Genomic DNA, 25,684 nt, shown 5'->3' with positions numbered 1-25,684 from the left:
GCTGATTATTGGAAAGGCTCCACAACAGAGGAGCATTTCCATGCCGACTCCCGATCCATCGCGTCATCCGGCGGCAGGCAGCCGGACCGTCGCCGAAAAGAACACCCCCAAAGCCTCGGGCGCTGACTGGCGCTGTACGCGGTGTGACAAGCTGCTTGGCGTCCGCCGCGACGGGCAGCTTCACCTGCGTTTCGCGCGCGGCCACGAATATCTCGTGAGCCTGCCGGCCGTCGCCACCTGTCGGGGCTGCGGCACGCTGAACAAGGCATCGGCCCCCGCGCACTGACGCGGACGCCCACCCAATCCCCTGAAACCGAAGAGACGCGCGACGTCCTGACCTGGCCACGACAAGGCGCCGGACGCCTGGCCGAAAGGCAGACGTTCGATGTCCTTCAAATGGCACGAGATTCACGACAGCCTCGTGATGACCTCCACAACACTTCAGTTCCAGAAATCCTTCGAGACCATCCGGTGCAGCGATCCGGCGCTCGCCGGTTTCACGGATCCGGCGGCGCTTCTTGACGCGCTGCATGGCCGCGACGGCTGCGCCGAGCGCAAGAACCGCATCCTGATGGCGTTGATTGGCGCGGCCCACGGCGGTGGTGCCGCGTCCGACTGCGCCCTGACCCTTGTGCTTCTCGCGCTCTGGCCGGGCCTCGATGCAGTGCGCCGGCGGCTCCTCTGGCGCAAGGCCGGACGCCCGGAGGACATTTCCTCCGAGATCCTCGCGCGCGCCACCGAAACCGTCCGGGGGCTCGATCTGCGGCGCGTCAACCGGGTCGCCGCGACGGTGCTGCGCAATGTCGAGCGCGACGCCATTCGCGCGCATTGCCGCGAGGCCGCCTGGTGGACCTCCGTGGACGACGCCGACCCCGACACGATCGACGATTGCGCGACCGGCCCGATCTGCGGAGTGGAAGGGATTTTCCTGCGCCGGGACGTCGAACGGCTGGTCGGCCGCGATGGCGATCTTGTCCTGCGCGTGGCGATCGACGGCTTCACGCAAGGCGAGACCGCCCGGGCTCTCGGGTTGTCCGAGGCGGCCGCGCGCAAGCGCTACCAGCGCGCCACGCGGCGGCTGCGGGAGGCCTTCCATGAATTTGCCTGACCCGATGTCCCGTTCCGTGCCTCCGGACGGCTTTTCCCACGTGACTGGCCCGCAAAGGTCGCTGGCCGCCACGAAGGATGACCCGATGAAGGAACACGATCCGGTCTCGTCAGGCGAGATGTTCCGCATTCCCGGCCTCTACCGCCGTTGGGAACTGCCCGAGATCCTGAAGAACCACCGCACCTATCGCATCGAGAAGGCCGGCGCCCACCAAGACGGAACGCCGCTCGTGGCGATCTACGCCGACCGGAAATGCGCGCCGGGGACGTCTTCCGGAACCGATGCGTAGAGGCGGGAAATGGAGATGATCGTCATGCCCGATAGCGCCTTCGCCGCGGTCGCCCGCGCCGCGCGTCCGCTCACCGATATCGAGTTCTGCGCCTGGATCGGTCAGGCCGCGCCGGGCGACCGGCTGGACTATCACCGGGGCTTTCTCGGCATCGACGCAATGCCGGGGATCTCGAAGTTCCCGGACAAGGATCGCCAGCGGTTGGCCGGGCTCGCCGCAGCCGCCTTCCGCGCCTGCGAGTCGGGGCTTGTGCACCTCGTCCAGCAGCGCCTTGGCCCGGACCGCTTCATCTATCTCGCAATCGCCCGGCCCAAACCCAGCGCAACCCAAATACCGCTCGACCGGCTGCTGGTCGAGCAGAAGGCCGCCTGATGGCCCGCCTGACCGACCACTTCACCGAACACGGAGACCCGTTCATGCCCTATCCCGAAAACGCGCCCACGCCGGACGATCTGACCGGGCTCGACCCGGCCGAGATTGCGCAATTGCCTGTGGATCTGCTCGCGATCCTGCAGCGAGAGGTGGACGAGCGTCTGAAACAGGCAAAAGCCGCGAAGGCCCGCCTCGATGGCGCGCTGACCATCCGCTACGCAACGCGCGCGGCCGAGATGCGCGAGGCGCAGGAGAAGGATACCGGCACCGTCCGCTTCTATGACGGCGATTTCATCATCGTCGCGGACCTGCCGAAACGCGTCGAGTGGAACCAGGACCAGCTCGCCGCCATGGTCGAGCGCATCCGCACCGCCGGCGACGACCCCGCGCAATATGTCGACGTCACCTACAAGGTGGCCGAGCGCAAATACGCGGCGTGGCCGGATGCGATCCGCGCCGGTTTCGAGCCCGCCCGCACCGTACGGCCCGGCGCGCTCAAGATCGAGATCAAGCCAGAGGGAGGGGCGCAATGACCCTCCCCATCATAAGCGCCGACGAGCGTCTGGCCGAGCCGCGCGGCATCAAGGGCTGCATCTTCGGGGCCAGCGGGATCGGCAAGACCTCGCTCCTGTGGACGCTCGACGCCTCCACCACGCTCTTCTTCGATCTCGAGGCCGGCGATCTCGCCATCGAGGGCTGGTCTGGCGACACGATCCGCCCGCGCACCTGGACCGAATGCCGGGATTTCGCGGTGTTCATCGGTGGACCGAACCCTGCACTGCGCGACGACCAGCCCTACAGCCGGGCGCATTTCGAGGCGGTCTGCGAGAAATTCGGAGACCCTGCCGCGCTCGATCGCTTTGACACGATCTTCGTCGACTCGATCACCGTCGCCGGACGGCTCTGCTTCCAGTGGTGCAAGGGCCAGCCGGAGGCGCATTCGGACAAGACCGGCAAACCCGACGTTCGCGGGGCCTACGGGCTGCACGGCCGCGAGATGATCGCCTGGCTCACCCATTTGCAGCACACGCGGGCCCGGAACGTCTGGTTCGTCGGCATCCTCGACACGAAGCTCGACGACTTCAACCGCAAGGTCTTCGCACCCCAGATCGACGGCTCCAAGACCGGGCTCGAACTGCCGGGGATCGTCGACGAGGTCATCACCATGGCCGAACTCAAGGCCGACGGCGGCGAGCCGTATCGCGCCTTCGTCTGCCAGACGCTCAACCCGTGGGGCTATCCGGCCAAGGACCGCTCCGGCCGGCTCGACATGGTGGAAGAGCCCCATCTCGGCCGGCTGATGGAGAAGATTCGTGCCCCCGGCCGTCCCGCGCCCGAGCGTCTGACCTACGCCCCGCCGGCCGATCCCGCCGGCGCCGCCGCTTCCCAATCCTGAACCGAAAAGGAGAGACCCCATGGGTTCCTGGAACGATTTCAACGACGCCCAGTCCAACGCCAATCTCATCCCCAAAGGCACGCTGGCCAAGGTGCGGCTCACCATCCGCCCCGGCGGCTTCGACGACCCGTCGCAGGGCTGGACCGGGGGCTATGCCACCCGTGGCTCCACCGGCGCCGTGTATCTCAACGGGGAGTTCACGGTGCTCGAGGGGCCCTATGCCCGGCGCAAGATCTTCACGCTGATCGGGCTCCACAGCCCGAAGGGCCCGGACTGGGCCAACATGGGCCGCAGCCTCGTCCGCGGCATGCTGAACTCGGCGCGCGGGATTTCCGACAAGGACACCTCGCCCGAGGCACAGGCTGCGCGCAGGATCAACGGCCTTGCCGATCTCGACGGGCTCGAGTTCGTGGCCCGCATCGACATCGGCACCGATGCCATGGGCGAGGAGAAGAACGAGATCCGCGCCGCGGTCACGCCGGACCATCGCGATTACGCCGCGCTTATGGGGACGGTCGCGCAGCCGCCTTCCTCGGCCGCTCCGTCCGGCCAGCCCACCTCCGCCCCCGGCGTCACCGGTCGGCCGAGTTGGGCGCAGTAAGGGGGGAGACCGGCCATGCGCCTGCGCCCCCGCCAGAAGACCTTCGTCGAGCGCAGCGTGGCTGCGCTCGCTTCCCGCGGCAACACGCTGGGCGTGGCGCCCACTGGCGCCGGCAAGACCATCATGCTGTCGGCGGTCACCGGCAAGATGATCGGCGACGGCGCCAAGGCCTGCGTGCTGGCGCACCGCGACGAGCTGACGGCGCAGAACCGCGCCAAGTTCCAGCGCGTGATGCCGGGCGTCGCCACATCGGTCATCGACGCCGCGGAAAAGTCTTGGGGCGGCCAGGTCGCCTTCGCCATGGTGCCGACGCTGGCGCGGGCCTCGAACCTCGCCGACATGCCGCGCCTCGACCTGCTCGTCGTGGATGAGGCGCACCATGCCGTCGCCGACAGCTACCGCCGCATCATCGACCGGGTGCGCGCAGCCAATCCCGACGCCTGGATCTTCGGGGTCACGGCGACGCCGAACCGGGGCGACAGGAAGGGTCTGCGCGAGGTCTTCGACAATGTCGCCGATCAGATGCGGCTGGGCGAGCTGATCGCCTCGGGCCATCTGGTGCCGCCGCGCACCTTCGTCATCGACGTGGGCGTGCTGGACGAGCTGCGCTCGGTCCGCAAGACCATGTCGGATTTCGACATGGCGGAGGTCGCGGGCATCATGGACCGCGCCCCCGTCACCGATGAGGTGATCCGGCACTGGAAGGAAAAGGCGGGCGACCGGCAGACCGTGGTGTTCTGCTCTACCGTCGCGCACGCCGAGCATGTCACCGAGGCGTTCAGGGCCGCTGGCGTTTCCGCCGCGCTGATCCACGGCGATCTGGCGGCCGAAACCCGCAAGGCGATCCTCGCCGACTACGCCGCGGGCGACATCCGCGTCGTCGTCAACGTGGCAGTGCTGACCGAGGGCTGGGACTACTCGCCCACCTCCTGCGTCGTGCTGCTGCGGCCCAGCTCCTACAAGTCCACCATGATCCAGATGGTCGGGCGCGGGCTGCGCACCATCGATCCCGAAGAACATCCCGGCATCGTCAAGACCGACTGCGTGGTGCTGGATTTCGGGACGTCGAGCCTGATCCACGGCACGCTGGAGCAGGACGTCGATCTGGACGGCAAGACCGAGACCGGAGAGGCGCCGACGAAGACCTGCCCGGCCTGCGAGGCGGAGATCCCGCTCGCCGCCACCGAATGTCCGCTCTGCGGCGAGGCATTCCCGCGGGAGGACGAAGATACCGGTGAAGGCGACGGTGCCGCGCCGCTCTCGGGCTTCATGATGACCGAGATCGACCTGCTGAAGCGGTCCAGCTTCGCGTGGGTCGACCTTTACGGCACGGACGATGCGCTGATGGCCACGGGCTTCGCAGCCTGGGGCGGCATCTTCTGGCTGGACGGGGTCTGGTACGCCATCGGCGGGGCGAAGGGCGAACGCCCGCATCTGCTAGGCGTTGGTGAACGCACTGTCTGCCTCGCGCAGGCGGACGACTGGCTGAACACCCATGAGACCGACGAGAGCGCCTTCAAGACGAGGGGATGGCTGCGCCAGCCGCCGACTGAGAAGCAGCTTCAGTACCTGCCGCCTGAGTGCCGGCACGACTTCGGCCTGACGCGCTATCGCGCGTCTGCGCTGATGACCTTCGGTTTCAACAAGCGCGCCATCCGTCAGCTGATCGAGACGGCAGCCGGGCCGGAACGGAGGGCGGCGTGAACCATGTCGCGCAAATCCCATCCCCGTCAGCAGCGGCTCCGGATCGACAGGGCCGTGATCGCCTCTGGCATCCGCGCCGTTCGCCGGGAAAACGGTCCCCCGGACCGTTTTCTGGCCCGGCTCGCCACTGCGCCGTCTGCCTGCGCCCGGCGCAGGGCTTCGGCTTCTTCGACCCAAACAAACCGCGCCCGCGCAAACACCACTGGTTCTGCTCAATGTCCTGCCAGCGGTGGTTCGCGGCCCGTCACAGAAAAGGACTGACCATGATCGGAACGACCGATGAAGAGCGTCTTGCCATCACACTGGTGATGAAACGGCTGGGCCGGTTCATGGATGAAATTGGCTGGCAGAAGCGCCTCTGCGACCTATCCGAGACCGAGGTCACGGCCCTGATCGAGGAGGTGCTGGAAGGCTACGGCGCCGAGATGTCCCGCATCGCCCAAAAGGCGGAGATCCCGTTCTAATGCTGGACTACAACCACCGCCCCGGCATCGCCGAGCGCATCAATGCGGCCGTGGACGCCGCGCTTGAGGCCGAACGCGCAGAGACGCCACCTCGTGACTATCTGGGCGCATCCCGGCTGGGCCATGCCTGCGAGCGCGCGCTGCAGTTCGAGTTCGCCGGCGCGTCGAAGGACGAGGGCCAGGACTTTTCCGGCCGCTCGCTCCGGATCTTCGCGATCGGACATGAGCTGGAGGATCTCGCCATCCGCTGGCTGCGGGCGGCGGCGCTCGATCTGGTCACCCGGAAACGTGACGGCGGGCAGTTCGGCTTCTCCGTCGCTGGCGGGCGCATCCGCGGCCATGTCGACGGGATCGTCGCCGAGGCCCCCGCGGCGTTGGGGCTACGCACCCCGGCGCTCTGGGAATGCAAGACCATGAACGCGAAGAACTGGCGCGAGACGGTGGCCAAGGGCGTCACCGTCGCAAAGCCGGTCTACGCCGCCCAGATCGCGCTCTACCAAGCCTACATGGAAGCGATGGTGCCGGGCATCTCGGCCAACCCCGCGATCTTCACCGCGATCAACAAGGACACCGCCGAGCTGCACCATGAACTGGTGCCCTTCGACGCCGATCTCGCGCAGCGCATGTCCGACCGGGGCGTGCGGATCCTGCGGGCGACCGACGCGGGCGAACTGCTGCCGCGCATCGGGGCCAATCGCGACTTCTTTGAATGCCGCTTCTGCCCTTGGACCGAGCGCTGCTGGAGCCTTCCCGCATGACCGATGCCCCCCAAGACCCGCCCGAACCACCCGAGGACACCGACATGCGCGACGACAGCACGACCGACCATCCCGAGGCCAACCTCGTCCATTTCAACCCCTGGCGCGACTTCAACGACGCAGCACCGCAAATCGACCCGTTCGGCGACGAGCCGGACCCTGCGCAGATCGCCTCTTTCATGGAGGTGGTGTTCGGCTACTGCGATGGGCTGATCCCGGTGCGCAGCTTCATTGACAAGGGCCAGGGGATCGACGGGCGGCCGCACAACATCTGGATCGCGGCCGACGAGACCGCGCCCGAGAAGATGGCCACCTTCGCCAACTGGGCCGCGCGCGAGGGAGCCGCGGTCTACGTCATTCCCGGAACGGTAGCGGAAACCGGCCAGGCCAAGGCCGCGGACGTGGCGCAGATGCAGGCCGTCGTCGTCGACATCGACAGCGGCGACATCGCCGCCAAACGCGCCCATCTCGAGCGCCATCTCGGCCCGCCCACCATGGTCGTCGAAAGCGGCGGTATCACGCCCGAGGGACAGCACAAGGCCCACGTCTGGTGGAAGCTCACCGAACCCGCCGAGGGCGACGATATCCGGCGCCTCTGCCGGTTGCGCGGCGACATCGCCGGCAAGGTCGGGGGCGACATGCATTTCCGCTCGGCGCATCAGCCGATCCGGGTGGCGGGCTCGGTCTACTACAAGAATGGCCTCAAGACGCTGGTGCGGATCGTGGAGTTGAACGCTGGCCTCGAGCGCGATCTCGACGAGTTCGCCGAGGCCGTCGCCGACATGCCACCCGCGCCGGGCGTCAACCTGACGCCGGACTTCGCCACGCCCGATAAACCGGCGGTGGACGATGTCCTGGTCACCCCGGTGCGCGAGGGCGGCACCGACGACTGGTCGCGCTTCGAGGGCGCGTCCGCCGCGATCGGGTACTTCATCCGGATGGTCCACGAGGGCCGCTTGTCCAGGAGCGAGGGCTGGGAGGCGATCTGCGGCTACAACGCGGCCATGTTGCGGCCTCAGTGGCCGGTGGAGCGGCTCAAGCGTGAATCCGAACGCCTCTGGGCGCGCCATGTCGAACGCCACGGGCCGCCGCTCGTTCGGCTCGACAGCGCCGCGCCGGTGCCCGACGAGATGCCCACCTTCACGCTGGGCGCGCTGCTCGACGATACCAGCCCGATGCCCGACGATATCATCGGCCCGCGTGTGCTTACGCCGGGCGGGCTCCTCGTGCTGGGCGGCGCGCCCAAGGTGGGCAAGAGCGATCTGCTGATCGCCTGGCTCGTGCACATGGCCGCCGGGGTGCCCTTTCTCGGTTTCACCCCGCCGCGGCCCTTGCGGATCTTCTACCTGCAGGCCGAGATCCAGTATCACTACCTGCGCGAGCGGATGCAGCAGATCGGCCTGCCAGCGGACCTGATCGCCGCCGCGCGCGACAACCTCGTCGTTACCCCGAAGCTGAAGATGCTGCTCGATGCCGAGGGCAGCACGCGCGTGGCCGCCGCAATCAGAGCTGCGTTTCCGGACGCGCCCCTCGACATCCTCTGCATCGACCCGATCCGCAACCTCTTCGACGGCGGACCGGATGGCGGCGGCGAGAACGACAACGCAGCGATGATGTTCTTCCTGAAGGACCGCGTCGAGGTGCTGCGCGACCACGTCAATCCCGACTGCGGCGTGATCCTCGTCCATCACACCAAGAAGCTCTCCAAGCACCAGGTGAAGGAAGATCCATTCCTCGCACTCTCGGGCGCCAGCGCGCTCAGGGGCTTCTACACGACCGGGCTGATCCTGCACCGGCCGGAGGAGGACGCATCCGAACGCCGGCTCGAAATCGAGCTCAGGAACGGCCCGGCGCTGCCGGCGAAGCTCGTCGACAAGGTCAAGGGGGAGTGGGTCGAGGTCAACCCGATGAACGAACGGCTCGTGCGGGCCGAACAGGGCGCGAAGTTCGATGCCGAGCGCGTTCGGAAACAGGACGTGATCCTTGCCCTGTTGCTCGACGAGGCGGCCGAGGGGCGGCTCTACACGTCCACCCAGTTCGGGGCGGCCTTCGAGAACCAGAACGGGCTGGGCAGTCAATACACCATCCGCGACCGGCTGAGCGTGCTGGCGACCAAGGGCTTCGCGAAGTTCCGTCGCGACCTGGCCGAACATGGCTACCCCGCCACGCGATCACACTTCGGCTACCTCTGCGTGGAGGGCATGCGGTTCGGCCGCGATCCGGTGGTCGATGCCGAGACCGGGGAGGTCCTGGCGGAGGGCGAACCGGTCCTGCCGACCCACTTCAAATGCCCTCATTCCGGGCGTGCCAGAGAGGTCGAGAACCCCGCCGTCTGGGTCTATCCGGAGGGGCTCGATGAGTGACTTCGTCATATGACAAAGGCCTTTGTCATCCTCATGCCTTTACCATGAATCCAATGAAATCAACAACTTGGCGATGACGATGACAAAGGCCTCTGTCATGCACCTTTGTCATCGAAAACGGGAGAAAGAAACGTGAAAACAGATACTTGTCAGGATCCGATGAAGAAGAGTGGAAACCCCCATACTCCGTATGGGGGCCAACCTGAGGGTTTGGCCCCCATCCATACGGAGCAAAGCATCCGCGCGCGTGGGCTTTGACCTTCCCTGAACCCCAATCCGACGACGGCGGCCGGTACCGCCAAGCATCAACCGCCGTCGTCTTCCACCCGAGCAGCCACCAGAAAAGGAGACCACCCATGGCTGATACAACTCTGTCCGGCGACGTGCCGGGCGCAACCCTGAATCCGCCGACGGGCGCCGTCCTCGCCCTCGACCTCGGTACAACGACCGGCTGGGCGCTGCGTGGCCATGATGGGCTGATCACCACGGGAACGGTCTGCTTTAAGCCCGGCCGTTTCGATGGGGGCGGCATGCGGTATCTGCGCTTCACCAACTGGCTGTCCGAGATCGATCGGCTCTCGGGGCCGGTGGAAGCGATCTGGTTCGAGGAGGTGCGCCGCCACGCCGGGACCGACGCAGCCCATGTCTACGGCGGCCTCATGGCCACGCTGACCGCATGGGCGGAACTGCGTGGCGTGTCTTACGAGGGCGTCCCTGTCGGCACGATCAAGCGGCACGCCACAGGCAAGGGCAATGCGCCGAAACACGCCATGATCGACGCCGCCCGTGCCCGGGGCTTTAGCCCGGCCGACGACAACGAGGCCGATGCTATCGCGATCCTGATGTGGGCCATCGAGACCAAGGGAGGGCTGGCATGAGAACCATGCGCTTCACCCCGCCGGGCTATGGCGGGCGCCGCCGCGATCCCGAACAGGTCAAGCGTGACGGTTGGCACGAGCAGGGCGTTCTGGCGGTCTCGGTCAACGACGACCGGCTTAGCTGGCCGGAACGGGAACTCGTGCGGCAACTGGGGGAGAAACTCTACGGAAAGAAACAGGAGGAGCGAGATGGCTGAATGGACCACGGGAACGGTGCAGGACCGGCTGGAACTCGCCGCAGACGTGTTCGCGCAGATGCCGGCCGTGAAGCCGCAGGGCTACTTCAACGCCTGGCCTGAGTACTTCCATAGCTTCGCGGACCAAGTCGGCCAGGAGCCGCGGATGCGCCGGCCGCGCCCGAGTCCGCGTCAGATCACGCAGGCCGAGGAGGCGATGCTCTGGCTGCGGTGGCTGGAGAAGGACGACGCCCGCATCGTCTGGCTGAGGGCCAACCGCAAGCCGTGGAAGCCGATCTGCTGGGAGGTGGGGCTGAGCCGTCCCGCCGCCAACCGCCACTGGGAATACGGGATCGCGCTGATCACCTGGCGGCTCAACGGGCGGGTGCCGTCGCGCAAGCGATCGAAGCGTTTCGTGATCGAGAACGCCGACCGGCTGTCAAGAAAAATCCTCCTGTGACTGAATTTTCGGAGAGACATCGGGAAGGGTTTCACGAAGGGGCGCTCAGGGTTAGAAAACGGATATACTCGGGAGAGGCGCGCGCGGGACGGACGGCGCATGTGGACTCCCGGATCCCGCGCGGTGTCCAGCCGGTGCCCATGCCGCCAACCCATTGAAGTCAATGGTTCCTTCCTGGCGACTATGTATGCTGGCGGGCTTGGCTCGGCATTTCGCCAGCGACAGGGCCGGTTTTTTGGGAAGCCACCGGAGTCCAGCGTCCAACCGCGACGCCTGAAACCCTCGTGAACTCAAACATCTGACCGGCCGCGTGGGGTGGATACCCGGTGGATGCCGGAGTCCAGCCGGAAGCCGGTGGACACCGCTGTGCCGGAGGCCACCCTGCCAATGCCGATCGATCATCGACAGGAACCTGCATGACCCTCGCCTTCGCCCCCGAGCGGATCGAGACCTGGCCGCTTGCGCGCCTGCAGCCCTACGCGAAGAACGCGAAGGTGCACGGGGCCGACCAGGTCGCGAAGATCGCTGCCAGCATGGCTGAGTTCGGCTGGACCGTGCCGTGCCTCGTCGGCGAGGACGGCGAGCTGATCGCGGGCCATGGGCGCGTGCTCGCGGCGACGCAGCTCGGGCTGACCGAAGCGCCGGTGATCGTGCTGGGCCACCTGACCGAGGAGCAGCGCCGGGCCTACCGCATCGCGGACAACAAGCTGACCGAACTCGGCAGCTGGGACGAGGCTATGCTCTCGGCCGAGTTGCAGGACCTGCTCGTTGACGACTACGACCTCTCGCTGGTCGGCTTCTCCGACGGCGAACTGGACAAGCTGCTGGCCTTCGATCCGGACGGGGGCGGTGAAGAAGAAGGTGGCGCCGGGGGCTCCGTGCCTCCGGTGACCATCCCGGAGCCGCCGCGCAACCCGGCAACGCGGACGGGCGACCTGTGGATTCTCGGCGACCACCGGCTGCTCTGCGGGGACTCGACCAGCCACGACGACGTGCGCCGCCTGATGAACGGCGAGCGGGCGGTGCTGTTCGCGACCGACCCGCCGTATCTGGTCGATTACGACGGCTCGAACCACCCGACCCGGAACAAGGACTGGTCGGCGTCCTACGGCACGACCTGGGACGACAGTTCGCAGGGCGCGGAGCTCTACGACGGCTTCATCGCCGCGGCGGTCGCCGAGGCGATCACGGAGGACGCAGCCTGGTACTGCTGGCACGCCTCTCGCCGGCAGGCGATGCTCGAGACCTGCTGGGAGAAGGCCGGCGCCTTCGTCCATCAGCAGATCATCTGGGTGAAGGACCGCGGGGTTCTGACCCGGTCCCATTACCTCTGGAAGCACGAGCCCTGTTTCATGGGCTGGCGCCGCTCGAACCGCCCGCCGAAGGTGGCCGAGCAGACGCTGCCGTCCACTTGGGAGATGCCCAGCTTCGCTAAGGACGACCGCCCCGACCACCCGACGCCGAAGCCGCTCGACGCCTTCGGGATTCCGATGCGCCAGCACGTCGCCCGCGGCGGGCTCTGCTACGAACCCTTCTGTGGTTCCGGGTCGCAGATCATGGCAGGCGAGGCCAACGGCCGCCGCGTCTTCGCGATGGAGATCAGCCCGGCCTATGTCGACGTCGCCGTCGAGCGCTGGCAGGCCGAGACCGAGCGCGACGCGATCCTCGACGGCGACAGCCGGGCCTTCGCCGAGGTGAAGGCCGAGCGGCTGGGCGACAGGGCCGATGCCGCCTGATGGCCGTCTACTACAACGATGCCGACCCCGCGGCCTGTGCATGGCTGCGGGAACTGATCGCGGCCGGGCTGCTGCCGGCCGGCGATGTGGACGAGCGTTCCATCCTCGACGTGGAACCCGCGGACCTGCGCGGTTTCGCGCAATGCCATTTCTTCGCCGGGATCGGCGGCTGGCCCTATGCACTGGGCCTCGCTGGCGTGGCCGAGAGCCTGCCGGTTTGGACCGGCTCGCCGCCCTGCCAACCCTTCAGCCAGGCCGGGCAGCGCAAGGGACAGGACGATGACCGCCATCTCGCTCCGGCATTCCTGCGGCTCGTCGCGGCCTGCCGGCCGGAGTTCGTATTCGGCGAGCAGGTGGCCAGCGCGGCAGTGCTCGGACCGGTTGGCGGCGCGGCTCGAACAGCGGCTGAGGATCCAGCTGGCTGGGCGTGGTTCGACGCTCTGGCGGCTGACCTGGAAGCCGCATCTTACGCCGTCGCGGCGGCCGATCTGCCGGCTGCGGGCATCGGCGCGCCGCACATCCGTCAGCGCCTGTTCTTTGGCGCAGTCGCCCTCGATAGTAGCGGGCTGGGCGACGGCCTCGGCGCGGGATCACAAGGACGGATCGGAATGCCGGGCGGTGCCGATCAATGCGCTGCTCGGTCGGCAGGTCTGGCTGGCGGGCTGGCCGACGGCGATGGCAGGCTCGCCCGCGACGGCAGCGTACAACGCGGCCGGCAACACGGATGCGAGCCGCAGGACGGTGAAGCTGGTGGACTGGTCGAAGGCGCCGACCCCGCCTGGACCAATGCGACGGACGGCGTCTGGCGAGATCCGGACTGGCTCCTCTGCCGGGATGGCCGCTGGCGGCCCGTTGAACCCGGAACATTCCCGCTGGCTGATGGGATATCCGGCCGCATGGGGTTCCTGCGGGGCTACGGCAATGCAATTGTGCCGCCGCTCGCGGCGGAGTTCGTGACGGCGTTTCTGGAGAGCCTGCGATGAAGCAGAGCCGGACCATGTCGTTGGTCGAGGCCGCGGCAAACGTTGTCGTCGGCTACGTTTTGGCCATCGCCACGCAGATCGTCGTGTTCCCATGGTTCGGGATAGAAACGGGTCTCGCGGAGCATCTGAGCATCGGCCTCGCCTTCGTCGGCGTCTCGCTGGCGCGTGGCTACTTGCTAAGGCGGCTGTTCGAGGCGATCCGGATGCGGAGCGTGGAATGAAGGACCGCCGCCCAGCGTTGGGCAGCGGCATCGGGAGTGTGGTGTTGCGCCGTTAGTCCTCTGCGATCATGTAGGCCCGGTCACGCCCCTCGACCTTCTCGGAGGTGATCGTCAGGCCCAGCTTCTTCTTCAGCGCGCCTGACATGGCACCTCTGACGGTGTGCGGCTGCCATCCCGTTTCCGCGACGATCTCGTCGATGGTCGCGCCACCCTCGGCGCGGAGCATGTCGATCAGCTTGGCCTGCTTGGTGCCCGTGCGCGTTGTGCGCGCCTTGGGCGCGGGGTCGGCCGCGGCCGGAGCGTTCTGCGGAGGCTTCGCATTCGGAGCATCGTCGGCGCCCTTGGGCGCGGGATCGGGGCTCTCCGGCTCGACGCCGATGGCGGCGAGGCCCGCGTCGGTGATATGCAGGAGTATAGCGTTGCCGTCTTCGTCGTTTCGCCAGATGCGGTTGAGGGCGGCGTCGGCCTTGGCCCGGCTGTCGGTCGCGGTCTCGGCGATCAGCCCGCGCTTCAGCAGCGCGCCGACAACCTTGGCGGCGGCGCCACCGCGGAGCGAGCCGGGGAGCGGCAGGACGTTGCGGTCCTCGCGCTGAGCAGCCGCGCTGAGGATCACGAGCTGGGTGTCGGAAAGCTTGGTCATCTGGGGTATCCGTGTTCGAGGCCCGCGTCATGCGGCGCCTTCTACGACCCCGAGCCGCGCAGGGCGCGGCAGGAGTTCCGGCAGTGCCGGAGATCAGCGGGCGTGTTCGCCCTCGCCGAAGGCGCTGTCGGTGATGCGCTTCAGCAGGCTGGCGTAGTGTTCGAGGGTGCCGACATGGCCCCAGTTCACTTCGTCGGGGTGGGTGTTGAAGTGGTCGTCGCTGAGCGCCTGCAGCCGGGCGAGCATCTCGTCGATCTCGGCCTTCTTGCCGATGAAGGCGCCGAGTGCGGCTTCCTTGTTCCGGCGCGCCTTCTCGGCGCGGGCCTCAAAGCGCGGGGTGGTGATCGGGTTGAGGCGCGTGGTCATCGTGGTGGCTCCATGGTGAGTTGCATCGTCCTTGTGATCGGACGTTCGCTCTGTCCGCGAGGCTTATCAACTCGATAAGCAGCTGACTTTGAATGATAATCGGGGCTGGCAATGCAGGGCATGAGCGAGCGCCAGTACGCCGCCCATGTCGGGCTGTCGCGCGGCGCGATCCAGAAGGCGAAGGCCGCCGGCCGGCTCGTCCTGCACGAGGATGGCAGCATAGACGCCGCGGCGTCCGACAAGCGGCGAGCCGAGACGACGGATCCGTCGAAGACCAGGAAGCCGGCGTCGCCGAAGCTGAAACCCGTGCCCGAGGCGGCCGTCTCGGCGGTCGGCGACACGCTCAAGGAACAGGGTCTCGCAGCTCCGGCTACTGGCGGCGGCACGACCTTCCTGCAGGCGAAGACGGCGCATGAGGTGCTGAAGGCGCAGGAGCGGCGCATCCGGCTCGCCAAGCTGAAGGGCGAGCTCGTCGATCGCGACCGCGCCACGGCGCTGGTCTTCCGGCTCGCGCGCGAGGAACGCGACGCGTGGGTGAACTGGCCGGCGCGGGTGGCTGCGCTGATGGCGGCGGAGTTGGGAACGGAGACGGCGGCCATGCAGAAGGTTCTGGAGGCCCATGTCCGCGCCCATCTCGAGGAACTCGCCCAGCCCCGGATTGCTCTCTGACGAGGTCACGCAGTTCGACGGCGCGGAGGCGCTGCTCCGGGCCTGGGGCCGCGGCCTCACGCCCGATCCCTGGCTGACCGTCTCGGAATGGTCGGACACGCATCGCTGGCTGAGCTCGCGCGCGAGCGCCGAGCCCGGCCGCTACCGAACAGAGCGCACGCCCTACATGCGCGCGATCATGGACGCGCTCTCGCCCGGCGATCCGACGCAGCGGGTCGTGTTCATGAAGGCCGCGCAGGTCGGCGCGACGGAGGCCGGCAACAACTGGATCGGCTTCGTGATCCATCACGCACCGGGCCCGATGCTCGCGGTCCAGCCGACGGTGGAACTGGCCAAGCGGAACTCGCGCCAGCGGATCGACCCGCTGATCGAGGAGAGCCCGGCGCTGAAGGAACGCGTCCGCCCGGCGCGGGCGCGCGACAGCGGCAACACGCAGCTGTCGAAGGATTTCCCGGGTGGCGTGCTGGTGATGACCGGCGCGAACTCGGCGGTGGGCCTGCGCTCGATGCCTGCCCGCTACGTCTTCCTCGACGAGGTCGACGCCTATCCCGCCTCGGCCGACGAGGAAGGCGACCCGGTGGGCCTCGCCGAGGCGCGGTCGCTAACCTTCGCGCACCGGCGCAAGGTGTTCCTGGTCTCGACGCCGACGATCCGCGGCGTGAGCCGGATCGAGCGGGAATACGAGGCGAGCGATCAGCGGCGCTTCTTCGTGCCGTGCCCGCATTGCGGCGCGATGCAGTGGTTGCGCTTCGAGCGGCTGCGCTGGGAAAAGGGCAAACCGGAGACGGCGGCGTATCACTGCGATGCCTGCGACGAGCCCATCGAAGAACACGACAAGCCGGCGATGCTGGCCGCTGGCGAATGGCGGGCGACCGCCGAGGCCCGCGATGCGCGGACGGTGGGGTTTCATCTCTCGGCGCTCTATTCGCCGCCGGGGTGGAAGAGCTGGGCCGACATCGCGCGCGACAAGGAAACGGCGGCGGGCTCGGACGAGGCCGAGCGGGTGTTTCGCAACACGGTGCTCGGCGAGACCTGGATCGAGACCGGCGATGCGCCCGACTGGCAGCGGATCGCGGAGCGGCGCGAGGACTGGCACGCCGGCACGGTCCCGGACAAGGGTCTGTTCCTGACCGCCGGCGCCGATGTGCAGAAGGATCGGATCGAAGTCGATGTCTGGGCCTGGGGCCGCGGGCTGGAAAGCTGGCTCGTCGATCACGTGGTGATCGAAGGCGGCCCTGCGCATCCCGAGTGCTGGGACGCGTTGACGGATCTGCTGGGCCGCAGCTGGCGGCATGCCGGCGGTGCGGAACTCGGCCTCGCGCGGCTGGCCATCGACACGGGCTACGAGACGGCCGCGGTCTATGGCTGGGCGCGCTCGGTCGGCTTTGCGCAGGTAGCGCCGGTGAAGGGCCTCGAAGGCTTCAACCGGGCGAGCCCGGTCTCGGGGCCGACCTTCGTCGACGCGACCGCGGGCGGCAAACGCCTGCGGCGCGGCGCGCGGCTCTGGACCGTGGCGACCTCGACCTTCAAGGCCGAGACCTACCGCTTCCTGCGGCTGGCGCGACCGACGCCCGAGGAACTGGAAGCCGGCGCGGAGTTCCCGCCTGGCACGGTGCATCTGCCGGGCTGGGCCGACACCGAGTGGATCCGGCAGCTGACGGCGGAGCAGCTGGTGACCGTCCGCAACCGCCGCGGCTTCGCGAAGCTCGAATGGCAGAAGATCCGCGAACGCAACGAGGCGCTGGACTGCCGGGTCTACGCCCGCGCCGCCGCCTGGATCGCGGGCGCGGATCGCTGGCCCGAAGCGACGTGGGCCGATCTTGAGGCGCAGCTCGGTGTCCCGAGCGGCATGGACAGCCCCGCCGGCATGATCGGGCGGCCTGATGTAAGCCCGCAGGGCAAGCGCCGCTCCGACTGGCTCGGGCGGCGGGAAGGATGGTTCTGACATGGCCGACTGGACGGAAGCGGAGCTCGCAGCGCTCCGGCGCGCCTATGCGAGCGGGACGTCGCGGGTGAGCTATGACGGCAAGACCGTGGACTACGGCTCGGCCGAGGACCTGCTCGGGCGCATCCGCACCATCGAGCGCCAGATCGCCGGGACCAAGGCGCGGCCCACAGCGGGCTTCGCCGGCTTCTCGCGCGGGGATCGCTGATGGTCTCCTGGCTCGACAGGGCCATCGCGAGCGTCGCCCCGCGCACGGCCACGCGCCGCGTGCTGGCGCGGCAGGCCTTCGAGGGGCTCGCCCGCTCCTACGAGGGCGCGGCGCGGGGACGGCGCACGGATGGCTGGCACGCGCCGGGCTCCTCCGCCGACGCCGAGATCGGCCGGGCCGGTGCGCTGCTGCGCGACCGGATGCGAGACCTGGTCCGGAACAACCCGCATGCGGCCAAGGCCGTGTCTGTGTTGGTGAACAACATCGTCGGCGCGGGCATCATGCCCCGCGCCGCGAGTGGCGACGCCGCCCTCGACCGCGAGGTGGACCGTCTCTTCGAGATCTGGGCGCGTGGCTGCGACGCCGACGGCCAGCTCGACTTCTACGGGCTGCAGACGCTCGCCTGCCGCGAGATGGTCGAGGCCGGCGAGGTGCTGGTGCGCCGCCGCCCCCGACGCCCCGGCGACGGCGTCATGCCGCCCGTCCAGCTGCAACTGCTCGAGGCCGACTTCCTCGACGCCACCCGCAACGGCGCGCTCGGCGCGGGCCAGGCAGTGCAGGGCATCGAGTTCGACGCGCTCGGGCGGCGGCGGGCCTACTGGCTCTTCGGCGCGCATCCGGGCGACGCGACGCTCAGTCTGACCGGCGGTCTCACCAGCCGGGCGGTGCCGGCGACAGAGATCGCCCATGTCTACGAAAAGCAGCGCACGCAGGCGCGCGGCGTGCCCTGGGGCGCGCCGGTGATCCGGGCCCTGCGCGATCTCGACGACTACGAGGTGGCCGAGATCGTCCGCAAGAAGACCGAGGCCTGCGTCACCGCCATCGTCTTCGGCGACGAGGAAGCGCAGCAGGGCATCGCGCCCGCGGTGGTCGACGCTGACGGCAACCGGGTCGAGCAGTTCGAGCCGGGCCTCATCGCCTATGCCCGCGGCGGCAAGGACATCCGGTTCAACCAGCCCGCCGCCACCGGCGGCTATGGCGAATACAAGCGCGCGAGCCTGCACACGATCTCGGCCGGGTTCCGGGTGCCCTACGAGCTGCTGACGGGGGACCTCAGCCAGGTGAACTACTCCTCGATCCGCGCGGGGCTCGTCGAGTTCCGGCGCATGATCGATGCGGTGCAATGGCAGCTGTTCATCCCGATGTTCTGCGCGCCGGTCTGGCGCTGGTTCACGGAGGCCGCATGGGCGGCGGGGCGCATCCCGACGCCGGACGTGCCGGTGGAATGGTCACCGCCGAAGTTCGAGGCGGTCGATCCGCAGAAGGACGCGATGGCCGACCTGCTCGCCATCCGTTCCGGCACCATGACGCTCGCCGAGGCCATCGCCCGGCAAGGCCGCAACCCAAACGCTGTGCTGGCCGAGATCGCGGCCACGAATGCCAAGCTCGATGAGCTGGGCCTCGTGCTCGACAGCGACCCGCGCCGGGTCACCAAGACCGGCAGTGCGCAAGCAAATGCGCCGGCCGACCCCGCGACCGATCCGGACGATCCGGAAACGGACGCGGTCTGACGAGGATCCATTCATGGAGCAGACGATCGAACTGCCGGCGTTCCGCCGGGCGGCGGAGCTTGCGCCGAACAGCATCGACCCCGAGACCCGCAGCGTCGAGGTGATCTGGTCGACCGGCGCCCGGGTGCGGCGCGCCGCGCTCTTCGGCGAGCCGCATGACGAGGAACTCAGCATGGCGCCCGAGCATGTGCGGCTCGAGCGGCTGAACGCGGGCGCGCCGTTCCTGAAGGTGCACGAGGCGCACGATCTCGATGCGGTGATCGGCTCGGTCGTGCCGGGCTCGGCACGGATCGAAAACGGTCAGGGCATCGCCCGCATTCGGCTCTCCGAGCGCGACGCGGTGGGCGACATCTGGCGCGACATCGAGGCCGGGCACATCCGCGCGGTCTCCATCGGCTACCAGGTCCACCGCTTCGAGATCTCGAAACCTGACGGCCAGCGAGAGCTCTGGCGGGCGGTCGACTGGACGCCGTTCGAGATCTCCGCCGTGCCCGTGGGCGCCGATCCCGCCGCCGGCTTCCGCGCCAAGGGCGAACATCACGACTGCGTCCTCCACCGCCGGGACGCCACCACCGAGCAAGGAGCATCCCCGATGACCGACAGGACCGAGACTACGGCCGAGACGGCCGAGCAGAGCAAAACCACGGCAGCGCCCGAGGAGACCACCATGACCGACAACACGATCGGCGCTGCCGAAACGCAGACCCGCGCAGCCGACACCAAGCCCACGGCCACGAAACCCGCGTCCGAGCCGACACCCGAGGACCGCAGCCGCGGCGTCGACACCGATGCGCTGGTCAGCGAGGCCCGCGCGCAGGAACGCGAGCGCGTCTCCACGATCCATGGTCTCGCCGACAAACTCCAGCTCGAGCGAGGCTTCGCGGACGACCTCATCAAGCGCGGCGTCTCCATCGACGAGGCGCGCCGGCTGATCCTCGACCAGGTCGCGGCCAAGGCCGACGAGACCCGGACCTTCCCGCATGTCTCGATCCCGCTCGGCGGGCGCGACGCCACGGTCACCCGGCGCGAGGCGATCTCGAACGCGCTCCTGCACCGCTACAGCCCGACGCTGTTCCCGCTGGAGGAATCCGCCCGGGAGTACCGCGGCATGACGCTGATGGAACTCGCCCGCGAAAGCCTCGAAACGGCAGGCGCCAGCACGCGCGGCCTGTCGCGCGACGAGGTGGCGACGCGCGCGCTGCACTCGACCTCGGACTTCCCCGAGATCCTCGCCGCCGTCACCAACAAGACGCTGCGGCAGGCCTACGAGGCCTATCCGCGGACCTTCCCGCTCTTCTGCCGGCAGGTGCTGGCGACCGACTTCAAGGCGATGCACCGCGTCCAGCTGGGCGAGGCGCCGCAGCTCCTGAAGGTCGGCGAAAGCGGCGAGTTCAAGCGCGGCACGCTCGGCGAGAGCAAGGAGAGCTACCGCATCGAGACCTACGGCCGCGTCGTCGCGATCACCCGACAGGTGCTGATCAACGACGACCTCGACGCCTTCACGCGCATCCCGGCGATGTACGGCAACTCCATCGCCCAGCTGGAGTCGGACGTGGTCTGGGACATCGTGACGTCGAACCCCGCGATGGCCGACGGCACGGCGCTGTTCCACGCGACCCACAAGAACCTCGCCGGCAGCGGCGCGGCGCTCGGTGTGGACAGCGTCGGCTTGGCACGCGCGGCGATGCGCAAGCAGACCGGCCTCGACAAGAAGACCGTGCTGAACATCCGCCCCGCCTTCCTGATCGTGCCGGCGGCGCTGGAGCTCAAGGCCGAGCAGTTGGTCGCCCAGAACCTCGTGCCCGCCCAGAGCGGCAACGTCGTCCCGCAGTCGATCCGCACGCTCTCACCCATCGCCGAGCCCCGGCTCGATGCGGCGAGCGAGACGGCCTGGTACCTGGCGGCGAGCCCGAACCAGATCGACACCATCGAGTACGCCTATCTCGAGGGCCAGCAGGGCGCCTATATCGAGACGCGCAACGGCTTCGACGTCGACGGCGTCGAGATCAAGTGCCGCCTCGACTTCGGCGCCAAGGCCATCGACTGGCGCGGCCTCTACAAGAACCCCGGCGCGTAATCCGGGCCATCCCCTGAACCCTGATCCCTGACGCACGGGCGGCCTTCGCGCCGCCCGTCGTCGTATCCAAGAGGACCCCGCGATGAAGAACTACGTCCAGCCCGGCAACACGCTCACCCTGACCGCACCCTACGCCGTGACCTCCGGCGACGGCCTGCTCGTCGGCGCCATCTTCGGCGTGGCCGCCGGCGATGCCGCCAGCGGCGCCACGGTCGAGGCCGCGCTCACCGGCGTCTTCGACCTCACCAAGATCGGCTCGCAGGCCTGGACCGTCGGCGCGAGGGTCTATTGGGACGACAGCAACAAGCGCTGCACCACGGTCGCGACCGACAACACCCTCATCGGCGTGGCCGTAGAGGCGGTGGCGGGCGGGGCGGGCGACACCATCGGCCGAGTGCGCCTGAACGGCAGCTTCTGATGACCGCCTTCGCCGCCGCCCTCGACGCGCTCTTCGCGGACGCGCATCTGGCGCGCGATGTGGTCTACACCGCCGACGGCGGTGCGCCATCGCTGGTTCGCGCGATCCTGCGCCGGCCGGACGACATCAGCAGCTTCGGCGAGGCGCGCATCTGGTCGGAAACCACCCGGCTGGATCTGCGCCTCGCCGAGGTGGCGAACCCGCGGCCCGGCGATCGCATCGAGATCGACGGCGAGGCCTTTCTCATCCAGGGCGAGCCTGTCCGCGACCGCGAACGGCTGGTCTGGACCGTGGACCTGCGCCCGGCATGAAGCTGAAGCTCGACATCACGCCCGACCTCGTCGCCGCCATGGCCGCCGAGGTGAAGGCGGGCGAGAAGGCGGTCTCCGCCGCCATGCGCGAGGCCGGGACAGGGCTCAAGACCGCCTGGCGCGGCCAGATCACCGGCGCGGGCTCGGCCGGCGGCTCGCCAACTCGATCCGGAGCCAGACCTACCCGAAGGCGGGAGAGAGCCTGAACGCGGCGGCGCTGGTATGGTCGAAGGCGCCGGTCATCGTCGGCGCCCATGACACCGGCCCGCTGATCCGCTCGAAGGACGGATTCTGGCTCGCAATACCGACCGAGGCGGCCGGTCGTGGTCTCCGAGGCGCCAAGCTCACCCCTGGCGAATGGGAACGCCGCCGCGGGCTGCGCCTGCGCTTCGTTTATCGCCGGAGAGGTCCGAGCCTGCTTGTCGCCGACCGCGCCCGGATCAACACGCGCGGCCAGGCGGTGGCATCGCGTGCGAAGACCGGCCGCAACCAGGTCACCGCACCGATCTTCCTGCTGGTGCCACAGGTGAAGCTGCCGAAGCGGCTGAACCTCGCCCGGGATGCCGAGCGGGCGCAAGACAGTGTGTCCGGGCTGATCGTGGCGAATTGGGTGGAGGGGCGGTTGGGATAAAGCCAGCGAAAATGGGCCGAATCCTTGCTCGTTGCGTTCGCCAACTTTCGTGGCTTTTTCTTCACGCTCGTCGAAGTCTACATTTATGGCTTGCAACACCAGATCAACTGAAAGACCATCCCAGGAACACAAGATGCTGATTTGAGGGATGATATGGGTAGCACTGGCTCTGGAAGCTTCTCGGACTACCCTGGCTCGCGTCCGAAAGACGGTGGTGAGGGAGCCGGGGGTGGCGGCGCAAGTGGGGAAGATCGCTGCGCCCGGGCATTCTCCTGTGCCCTCGAAGAGGTTGAACAGTGTGACTACTTCACCGCGAGCGGCGGCGTTCCTCCGGCCAACACTGCGCTAACCATCGAGCAGCGTGGCCGGTTGTTCGCCGTCGACCCGAGCGGCCAGACCGTGGGGGCGCTGCCAACCAGCTTCAACTATCTCGCGGACTGCATGGCCGCGGGCTTCACCTATGAGGGGCGCGTCAACTCCTCGGCATCGACTCCAGTTGCATCGGTCAACGTGGACTTTGCGCCGCGCACGCCATGAACCCTAGGCAAGACCTTCTGCTGGTCGGCGAGGTATACGTAGATTTCACCCTGCCAAAGGCAGCCGCTGAAAGTAAGCTACGGCTCGGCGGCATCGTTCACGCGGCCCGGGGGCTGTGGGCAATAGACGCGAACTTTTCCGTGGCCGCGGTATGCCCCGGCTATCTGGTCGATCAGGCGCGAACTTACCTCGAACGCTTGGGATGCAGCGAATTCATCTGGCTGGCAGAGGTCAAGGGCGCGCCCAACGTCATGGCGATTGGCGATCCGACCGAACTCGCAGACCAAGCCTATCAAGACATCCTGAGGGACGAAAAGTCTGTCGAATACCGCGGTGAAGTTGAGGCACTAAAGACCTTCAAAACATGTCTGATTTTCCCTGGAAAGTACGATCTCACGGTCCTGAGATCCCTACTTGCCGAGGATGTTCAGGCAAGCTTCGATATCGCTTATGATCTCCCGGACCTTCAATCGCTCTCATCGTTCAAGGGAAACACTGCCGCCGTAGTGACTTCCACATCCTCTCCAATGTTCCTGGAGAAAGCGTCGGAGGATATGTCCAGCCTGCTGGCTGATCTGCGCGATCTGTCGCCGCAAGCCATTCTTCTGAAGGAGAATCGCGGCGGCAGCCGTGTGTTTGATCTGCGAGGTGACCAATTCGACGAGATTCCGGCGCTCCTCGGCGAAACCGTCAACTCGGTCGGTGTCGGTGACGTGTATTCAGCGGTTTTCGTGTCCATGCTGGATGGCGCCGTCTTTGATGCCGGATGGAGGGCAGCGCGCGCTGCAACATGCTATTCCCAGACGACCTACCCGGACGACTTCAAAAGAGATGTCCAGCGCAGCCTTGCGCTCTCCGTCGAGCAAATGCGCGGCTTGGGCGGAACATTTCTGCCTTGGCATGCACGGCCGGACTTTCAGATCTACTTCGCCGCTCCCGATTTTTCCTACGTCGACCGCACGCACCTCGAAGAAGCACTTCGGGCGCTCACCTATCATAATTTTCGGGTTCGCCGCCCGGTACAAGAGAACGGAGAGCTAACACCGCAAAGCTCGATGCATGAAATGCGAGCCGCATATCTGGGTGATTTGGGCCTTCTCGAGGAGTGTGATCTTGTTTTTGCACTGCCGCTGGAGCGCGATCCAGGCACACTCGTTGAAATTGGCCTGGCTCTTGCCCTGAAGAAGCCCGTGATCACCTTCGATCCGCTCAAAGAGAATACCAACACCATGGTGATGGCGGGTAGCGCGGTCTATTCGGACAAGCTCGATAGCTGCCTAAACGGCCTCTTCGAAGTTATTTCGAGACTAAGGGCGACGCGTTCATGAAGAAGGCTGTCGTCATGGTCTCTGGCGGACTCGATTCGACAACGGTCTGCTATCTGCTGGTCAACGAAGGGACAGAAGTTCATCCCATCTTCTTCGATTACGGCCAACACTGTGTTGAGACAGAATGGGCGAAAGTGCAGGAAGTCCTCCCGCAGGAGGCGATGCCGCCAGAACGGCTGAATATCTCGGACGTCTTCAAGGGCTCGCCATCACGGATGATCGTGGAAGCGGACCTCTGGAAAGAAGCCGTCTCAGATGATGACCTGTACCTCCCGTACCGGACGATGCTGTTCGTCGCTGTGGCCGCAGCTCGCGCCCAGACGCTTCGGATCCTCGACGTGTATTCGGGCTTCATCAACAGCAATCATGCCAAGGAAATAGACTGCAGCACCGAGTTCATGAACGGCCTCGAAGAGCTCTCACGTGGTGTCGGCGCCGTACGCTTCCATGCGCCCTTCCGCGAGAAAGCCAAGGTCGACGTCGTCCGACAAGCGCTGGACCTCGGGGTCCCTATCGGCCGCACCTTCTCTTGTCAGGCGTCAAGTTCCTTTCCTTGCGGGGCCTGCGCCAACTGCGTAGAGAGGCTGAATGCCTTGGTGGAAGCTGGCATTGCGTAGATGGAAAGAATAGAAGTGGCGGAAAACCGGAACAGTTCAGACGCTCTGCATGCCGCCCGGCGCGTTGCCGACCATGCTGTTCGGACCGGTGTTCTGGGACCGCGCGTCTCTTGCAGGCCGGTCTATCAGCACATGGGCGCGGTACTTGCTGACTCGGTCCTACAAGCCGGGCTGAACTACGCGAAAGTTGTGAAGCCCCGCATTGCCACTATTCTTAGAACCTTCCCGAACGCCACAACCATGAGCAACTTGGTCCCGGTGATCGAGCAAGAGGGAAGCCCAAAGTTCCTGCAATGGGAGCATCGGGAGAAGGTGTCACGCTTTGACAATCTGGTCGGCTTCATGGCCGAGGCGGAAATTGACAGTACATCCGAGCTGAGCAGAGCGCTACGCGACAAGAGCTTTCGGATGGACATCCGGCGAGTCAGAGGTGTCGGCCCAAAAACCGTTGACTACATGGCCTGCCTGGTGGGGGTGGATTGCATCGCTGTAGATCGCCACATCCGGGGCTTTGCCGAACTCGCGGGATTGGAAGACGACAGCTACGATTATCTCCGCGAAGTGTTTAGCTTTGCGGCAGACTTGTTATCCGTCTCTCGACGTGAATTCGATGCGAGTATCTGGCGCTATCAGTCAGAACAAACCGCTCGACAACTATCACTTGAGTTCATGCAGTAACGCATGGTGTCTGCGCCTAGCTAAGCGTGTTGTTGGGTCAAGCCGCCCCTCAACCTCCGGAATTCCAATTGCCCACCCCTCGTGAAACCATCCTCGCCGCGCTGCACGCGCGGCTCTCGGCGCTGCCCGCCACCGCGCTGCGCGGCGACATGCTGCCCGAGCGTGTGCCGGCCGATGGCCTGTGACCTGCTCCCCTGAATGTACCCGTTCATAGGCTAGCGCCGTTCACGTTGTGGTCC

The 25,684-nt window shown here is 67.2% G+C and carries 32 protein-coding genes; 30 read left to right on the top strand and 2 right to left on the bottom strand.

The features are described from left to right. Positions 1-40: 40 nt before the first annotated feature. The 17 genes from IEV83_RS03855 (at position 41) to IEV83_RS03775 (ending at position 13,509) form a co-directional block, all read left to right on the top strand. On the top strand, positions 41-286 hold the full coding sequence (locus IEV83_RS03855; protein WP_181758903.1) for a hypothetical protein: 246 nt from the start codon (positions 41-43) through the stop codon (positions 284-286). 99 nt (positions 287-385) lie between these two features. After that, the gene (locus IEV83_RS03850; protein WP_181758904.1) at positions 386-1,108 is read left to right on the top strand and encodes an RNA polymerase sigma factor; all 723 of its coding nucleotides are present in this window, start codon (positions 386-388) and stop codon (positions 1,106-1,108) included. Then, positions 1,095-1,397 carry a hypothetical protein gene (locus tag IEV83_RS03845; protein ID WP_188478589.1) on the top strand — a complete coding sequence of 101 codons (303 nt, stop codon included), beginning with the start codon at positions 1,095-1,097 and terminating at the stop codon, positions 1,395-1,397. Before IEV83_RS03850 ends, IEV83_RS03845 begins: the two co-directional genes overlap by 14 nt. Positions 1,398-1,421: 24 nt before the next feature. Next, positions 1,422-1,769, top strand: coding sequence for a hypothetical protein (locus tag IEV83_RS03840; RefSeq protein ID WP_209002968.1), 348 nt, complete (start codon positions 1,422-1,424; stop codon positions 1,767-1,769). After that, positions 1,769-2,302 (top strand): hypothetical protein, encoded by a 534-nt coding sequence (locus IEV83_RS03835; RefSeq protein ID WP_244628063.1) that lies wholly within the window; start codon positions 1,769-1,771, stop codon positions 2,300-2,302. The genes IEV83_RS03840 and IEV83_RS03835 overlap by 1 nt, the downstream gene beginning before the upstream one ends. Next, entirely contained in the window at positions 2,299-3,165 is an 867-nt protein-coding gene (locus IEV83_RS03830; protein WP_181758907.1) for an ATP-binding protein, read from the top strand. The genes IEV83_RS03835 and IEV83_RS03830 overlap by 4 nt, the downstream gene beginning before the upstream one ends. 19 nt (positions 3,166-3,184) lie before the next feature. Next, entirely contained in the window at positions 3,185-3,766 is a 582-nt protein-coding gene (locus IEV83_RS03825; protein WP_181758908.1) for a hypothetical protein, read from the top strand. A 15-nt stretch (positions 3,767-3,781) separates the two neighbouring features. After that, the gene (locus IEV83_RS03820) at positions 3,782-5,470 is read left to right on the top strand and encodes a DEAD/DEAH box helicase (RefSeq protein ID WP_181758909.1); all 1,689 of its coding nucleotides are present in this window, start codon (positions 3,782-3,784) and stop codon (positions 5,468-5,470) included. A gap of 263 nt (positions 5,471-5,733) precedes the next feature. Continuing rightward, a complete protein-coding gene (locus IEV83_RS03815) occupies positions 5,734-5,934 on the top strand; it encodes a DUF6511 domain-containing protein (protein ID WP_181758910.1) in 201 nt (66 codons plus the stop codon). Then, on the top strand, positions 5,934-6,692 hold the full coding sequence (locus IEV83_RS03810; RefSeq protein ID WP_181758911.1) for a PD-(D/E)XK nuclease family protein: 759 nt from the start codon (positions 5,934-5,936) through the stop codon (positions 6,690-6,692). The genes IEV83_RS03815 and IEV83_RS03810 overlap by 1 nt, the downstream gene beginning before the upstream one ends. Continuing rightward, positions 6,689-9,055: an AAA family ATPase gene (locus tag IEV83_RS03805; RefSeq protein WP_181758912.1), complete on the top strand. Its 2,367-nt coding sequence runs from the start codon at positions 6,689-6,691 to the stop codon at positions 9,053-9,055. Before IEV83_RS03810 ends, IEV83_RS03805 begins: the two co-directional genes overlap by 4 nt. 356 nt (positions 9,056-9,411) lie before the next feature. Next, positions 9,412-9,933: a crossover junction endodeoxyribonuclease RuvC gene (locus IEV83_RS03800; protein ID WP_181758913.1), complete on the top strand. Its 522-nt coding sequence runs from the start codon at positions 9,412-9,414 to the stop codon at positions 9,931-9,933. Then, entirely contained in the window at positions 9,930-10,130 is a 201-nt protein-coding gene (locus IEV83_RS03795) for a hypothetical protein (protein WP_244628062.1), read from the top strand. The genes IEV83_RS03800 and IEV83_RS03795 overlap by 4 nt, the downstream gene beginning before the upstream one ends. Beyond that, entirely contained in the window at positions 10,123-10,569 is a 447-nt protein-coding gene (locus tag IEV83_RS03790; protein ID WP_181758914.1) for a DUF6362 family protein, read from the top strand. Before IEV83_RS03795 ends, IEV83_RS03790 begins: the two co-directional genes overlap by 8 nt. Before the next feature lie 416 nt (positions 10,570-10,985). Further along, on the top strand, positions 10,986-12,305 hold the full coding sequence (locus IEV83_RS03785) for a site-specific DNA-methyltransferase (protein WP_181758915.1): 1,320 nt from the start codon (positions 10,986-10,988) through the stop codon (positions 12,303-12,305). Further along, the gene (locus IEV83_RS03780; protein ID WP_181758916.1) at positions 12,305-13,288 is read left to right on the top strand and encodes a DNA cytosine methyltransferase; all 984 of its coding nucleotides are present in this window, start codon (positions 12,305-12,307) and stop codon (positions 13,286-13,288) included. The genes IEV83_RS03785 and IEV83_RS03780 overlap by 1 nt, the downstream gene beginning before the upstream one ends. Then, positions 13,285-13,509: a DUF7220 family protein gene (locus tag IEV83_RS03775; protein WP_181758917.1), complete on the top strand. Its 225-nt coding sequence runs from the start codon at positions 13,285-13,287 to the stop codon at positions 13,507-13,509. Before IEV83_RS03780 ends, IEV83_RS03775 begins: the two co-directional genes overlap by 4 nt. A 52-nt stretch (positions 13,510-13,561) precedes the next feature. On the opposite strand, the gene IEV83_RS03770 is transcribed toward IEV83_RS03775, so the two are convergent. Both IEV83_RS03770 and IEV83_RS03765 read right to left on the bottom strand, forming a co-directional pair. Beyond that, positions 13,562-14,149 carry a DUF3489 domain-containing protein gene (locus IEV83_RS03770; RefSeq protein WP_181758918.1) on the bottom strand — a complete coding sequence of 196 codons (588 nt, stop codon included), beginning with the start codon at positions 14,147-14,149 and terminating at the stop codon, positions 13,562-13,564. A gap of 93 nt (positions 14,150-14,242) precedes the next feature. Then, entirely contained in the window at positions 14,243-14,515 is a 273-nt protein-coding gene (locus IEV83_RS03765) for a hypothetical protein (protein WP_181758919.1), read from the bottom strand. Between the two features lie 120 nt (positions 14,516-14,635). Between IEV83_RS03765 and IEV83_RS03760 the strand changes: the two genes are divergently transcribed. From IEV83_RS03760 to IEV83_RS03705, 13 genes are all read left to right on the top strand, one after another. Continuing rightward, complete coding sequence (locus IEV83_RS03760) at positions 14,636-15,184, top strand: hypothetical protein (RefSeq protein ID WP_244628061.1); 549 nt, start codon at positions 14,636-14,638, stop codon at positions 15,182-15,184. Continuing rightward, positions 15,135-17,129, top strand: a complete 1,995-nt coding sequence (locus IEV83_RS03755; RefSeq protein WP_181758921.1) for a phage terminase large subunit family protein — start codon at positions 15,135-15,137, stop codon at positions 17,127-17,129. The genes IEV83_RS03760 and IEV83_RS03755 overlap by 50 nt, the downstream gene beginning before the upstream one ends. Before the next feature lies 1 nt (position 17,130). Then, positions 17,131-17,337, top strand: coding sequence for a phage head-tail joining protein (locus IEV83_RS03750; RefSeq protein ID WP_181758922.1), 207 nt, complete (start codon positions 17,131-17,133; stop codon positions 17,335-17,337). Next, a complete protein-coding gene (locus tag IEV83_RS03745; protein ID WP_244628060.1) occupies positions 17,337-18,848 on the top strand; it encodes a phage portal protein in 1,512 nt (503 codons plus the stop codon). Before IEV83_RS03750 ends, IEV83_RS03745 begins: the two co-directional genes overlap by 1 nt. A gap of 13 nt (positions 18,849-18,861) precedes the next feature. Then, complete coding sequence (locus IEV83_RS03740) at positions 18,862-20,925, top strand: prohead protease/major capsid protein fusion protein (protein ID WP_181758923.1); 2,064 nt, start codon at positions 18,862-18,864, stop codon at positions 20,923-20,925. Positions 20,926-21,007: 82 nt separating this feature from the next. Beyond that, positions 21,008-21,343, top strand: coding sequence for a DUF2190 family protein (locus IEV83_RS03735; RefSeq protein ID WP_181758924.1), 336 nt, complete (start codon positions 21,008-21,010; stop codon positions 21,341-21,343). Further along, entirely contained in the window at positions 21,343-21,654 is a 312-nt protein-coding gene (locus IEV83_RS03730; protein WP_181758925.1) for a head-tail joining protein, read from the top strand. The genes IEV83_RS03735 and IEV83_RS03730 overlap by 1 nt, the downstream gene beginning before the upstream one ends. Further along, positions 21,651-21,860: a hypothetical protein gene (locus IEV83_RS20150; RefSeq protein WP_244628106.1), complete on the top strand. Its 210-nt coding sequence runs from the start codon at positions 21,651-21,653 to the stop codon at positions 21,858-21,860. Before IEV83_RS03730 ends, IEV83_RS20150 begins: the two co-directional genes overlap by 4 nt. Continuing rightward, positions 21,770-22,285 (top strand): DUF6441 family protein, encoded by a 516-nt coding sequence (locus tag IEV83_RS03725; RefSeq protein WP_244628087.1) that lies wholly within the window; start codon positions 21,770-21,772, stop codon positions 22,283-22,285. Before IEV83_RS20150 ends, IEV83_RS03725 begins: the two co-directional genes overlap by 91 nt. A gap of 153 nt (positions 22,286-22,438) precedes the next feature. Then, positions 22,439-22,822, top strand: coding sequence for a hypothetical protein (locus IEV83_RS03720; protein WP_181758926.1), 384 nt, complete (start codon positions 22,439-22,441; stop codon positions 22,820-22,822). After that, positions 22,819-24,150, top strand: coding sequence for a nucleoside 2-deoxyribosyltransferase (locus IEV83_RS03715; protein ID WP_181758927.1), 1,332 nt, complete (start codon positions 22,819-22,821; stop codon positions 24,148-24,150). Before IEV83_RS03720 ends, IEV83_RS03715 begins: the two co-directional genes overlap by 4 nt. Next, complete coding sequence (locus IEV83_RS03710) at positions 24,147-24,767, top strand: 7-cyano-7-deazaguanine synthase (RefSeq protein ID WP_181758928.1); 621 nt, start codon at positions 24,147-24,149, stop codon at positions 24,765-24,767. Before IEV83_RS03715 ends, IEV83_RS03710 begins: the two co-directional genes overlap by 4 nt. Beyond that, positions 24,768-25,445 (top strand): DUF8548 family protein, encoded by a 678-nt coding sequence (locus IEV83_RS03705; RefSeq protein ID WP_181758929.1) that lies wholly within the window; start codon positions 24,768-24,770, stop codon positions 25,443-25,445. Positions 25,446-25,684 lie beyond the last annotated feature (239 nt).

The sequence above is a fragment of the Stappia taiwanensis genome (assembly GCF_014635285.1).
GTDB lineage: Bacteria > Pseudomonadota > Alphaproteobacteria > Rhizobiales > Stappiaceae > Stappia > Stappia taiwanensis.
Note: the sequence above shows the minus strand (reverse complement) of the source record. Positions and strands in the feature narration are given on the sequence as shown.

Bases quoted from the DNA above. Each gene is read 5' to 3' on its own strand.
- IEV83_RS03855 (WP_181758903.1), top strand. From the start codon at position 41: ATGCCGACTCCCGATCCATCGCGTCATCCGGCGGCAGGCAGCCGGACC.
- IEV83_RS03850 (WP_181758904.1), top strand. From the start codon at position 386: ATGTCCTTCAAATGGCACGAGATTCACGACAGCCTCGTGATGACCTCC.
- IEV83_RS03845 (WP_188478589.1), top strand. From the start codon at position 1,095: ATGAATTTGCCTGACCCGATGTCCCGTTCCGTGCCTCCGGACGGCTTT.
- IEV83_RS03840 (WP_209002968.1), top strand. From the start codon at position 1,422: ATGCCCGATAGCGCCTTCGCCGCGGTCGCCCGCGCCGCGCGTCCGCTC.
- IEV83_RS03835 (WP_244628063.1), top strand. From the start codon at position 1,769: ATGGCCCGCCTGACCGACCACTTCACCGAACACGGAGACCCGTTCATG.
- IEV83_RS03830 (WP_181758907.1), top strand. From the start codon at position 2,299: ATGACCCTCCCCATCATAAGCGCCGACGAGCGTCTGGCCGAGCCGCGC.
- IEV83_RS03825 (WP_181758908.1), top strand. From the start codon at position 3,185: ATGGGTTCCTGGAACGATTTCAACGACGCCCAGTCCAACGCCAATCTC.
- IEV83_RS03820 (WP_181758909.1), top strand. From the start codon at position 3,782: ATGCGCCTGCGCCCCCGCCAGAAGACCTTCGTCGAGCGCAGCGTGGCT.
- IEV83_RS03815 (WP_181758910.1), top strand. From the start codon at position 5,734: ATGATCGGAACGACCGATGAAGAGCGTCTTGCCATCACACTGGTGATG.
- IEV83_RS03810 (WP_181758911.1), top strand. From the start codon at position 5,934: ATGCTGGACTACAACCACCGCCCCGGCATCGCCGAGCGCATCAATGCG.
- IEV83_RS03805 (WP_181758912.1), top strand. From the start codon at position 6,689: ATGACCGATGCCCCCCAAGACCCGCCCGAACCACCCGAGGACACCGAC.
- IEV83_RS03800 (WP_181758913.1), top strand. From the start codon at position 9,412: ATGGCTGATACAACTCTGTCCGGCGACGTGCCGGGCGCAACCCTGAAT.
- IEV83_RS03795 (WP_244628062.1), top strand. From the start codon at position 9,930: ATGAGAACCATGCGCTTCACCCCGCCGGGCTATGGCGGGCGCCGCCGC.
- IEV83_RS03790 (WP_181758914.1), top strand. From the start codon at position 10,123: ATGGCTGAATGGACCACGGGAACGGTGCAGGACCGGCTGGAACTCGCC.
- IEV83_RS03785 (WP_181758915.1), top strand. From the start codon at position 10,986: ATGACCCTCGCCTTCGCCCCCGAGCGGATCGAGACCTGGCCGCTTGCG.
- IEV83_RS03780 (WP_181758916.1), top strand. From the start codon at position 12,305: ATGGCCGTCTACTACAACGATGCCGACCCCGCGGCCTGTGCATGGCTG.
- IEV83_RS03775 (WP_181758917.1), top strand. From the start codon at position 13,285: ATGAAGCAGAGCCGGACCATGTCGTTGGTCGAGGCCGCGGCAAACGTT.
- IEV83_RS03770 (WP_181758918.1), bottom strand. From the start codon at position 14,149: ATGACCAAGCTTTCCGACACCCAGCTCGTGATCCTCAGCGCGGCTGCT.
- IEV83_RS03765 (WP_181758919.1), bottom strand. From the start codon at position 14,515: ATGACCACGCGCCTCAACCCGATCACCACCCCGCGCTTTGAGGCCCGC.
- IEV83_RS03760 (WP_244628061.1), top strand. From the start codon at position 14,636: ATGAGCGAGCGCCAGTACGCCGCCCATGTCGGGCTGTCGCGCGGCGCG.
- IEV83_RS03755 (WP_181758921.1), top strand. From the start codon at position 15,135: ATGTCCGCGCCCATCTCGAGGAACTCGCCCAGCCCCGGATTGCTCTCT.
- IEV83_RS03750 (WP_181758922.1), top strand. From the start codon at position 17,131: ATGGCCGACTGGACGGAAGCGGAGCTCGCAGCGCTCCGGCGCGCCTAT.
- IEV83_RS03745 (WP_244628060.1), top strand. From the start codon at position 17,337: ATGGTCTCCTGGCTCGACAGGGCCATCGCGAGCGTCGCCCCGCGCACG.
- IEV83_RS03740 (WP_181758923.1), top strand. From the start codon at position 18,862: ATGGAGCAGACGATCGAACTGCCGGCGTTCCGCCGGGCGGCGGAGCTT.
- IEV83_RS03735 (WP_181758924.1), top strand. From the start codon at position 21,008: ATGAAGAACTACGTCCAGCCCGGCAACACGCTCACCCTGACCGCACCC.
- IEV83_RS03730 (WP_181758925.1), top strand. From the start codon at position 21,343: ATGACCGCCTTCGCCGCCGCCCTCGACGCGCTCTTCGCGGACGCGCAT.
- IEV83_RS20150 (WP_244628106.1), top strand. From the start codon at position 21,651: ATGAAGCTGAAGCTCGACATCACGCCCGACCTCGTCGCCGCCATGGCC.
- IEV83_RS03720 (WP_181758926.1), top strand. From the start codon at position 22,439: ATGGGTAGCACTGGCTCTGGAAGCTTCTCGGACTACCCTGGCTCGCGT.
- IEV83_RS03715 (WP_181758927.1), top strand. From the start codon at position 22,819: ATGAACCCTAGGCAAGACCTTCTGCTGGTCGGCGAGGTATACGTAGAT.
- IEV83_RS03710 (WP_181758928.1), top strand. From the start codon at position 24,147: ATGAAGAAGGCTGTCGTCATGGTCTCTGGCGGACTCGATTCGACAACG.
- IEV83_RS03705 (WP_181758929.1), top strand. From the start codon at position 24,768: ATGGAAAGAATAGAAGTGGCGGAAAACCGGAACAGTTCAGACGCTCTG.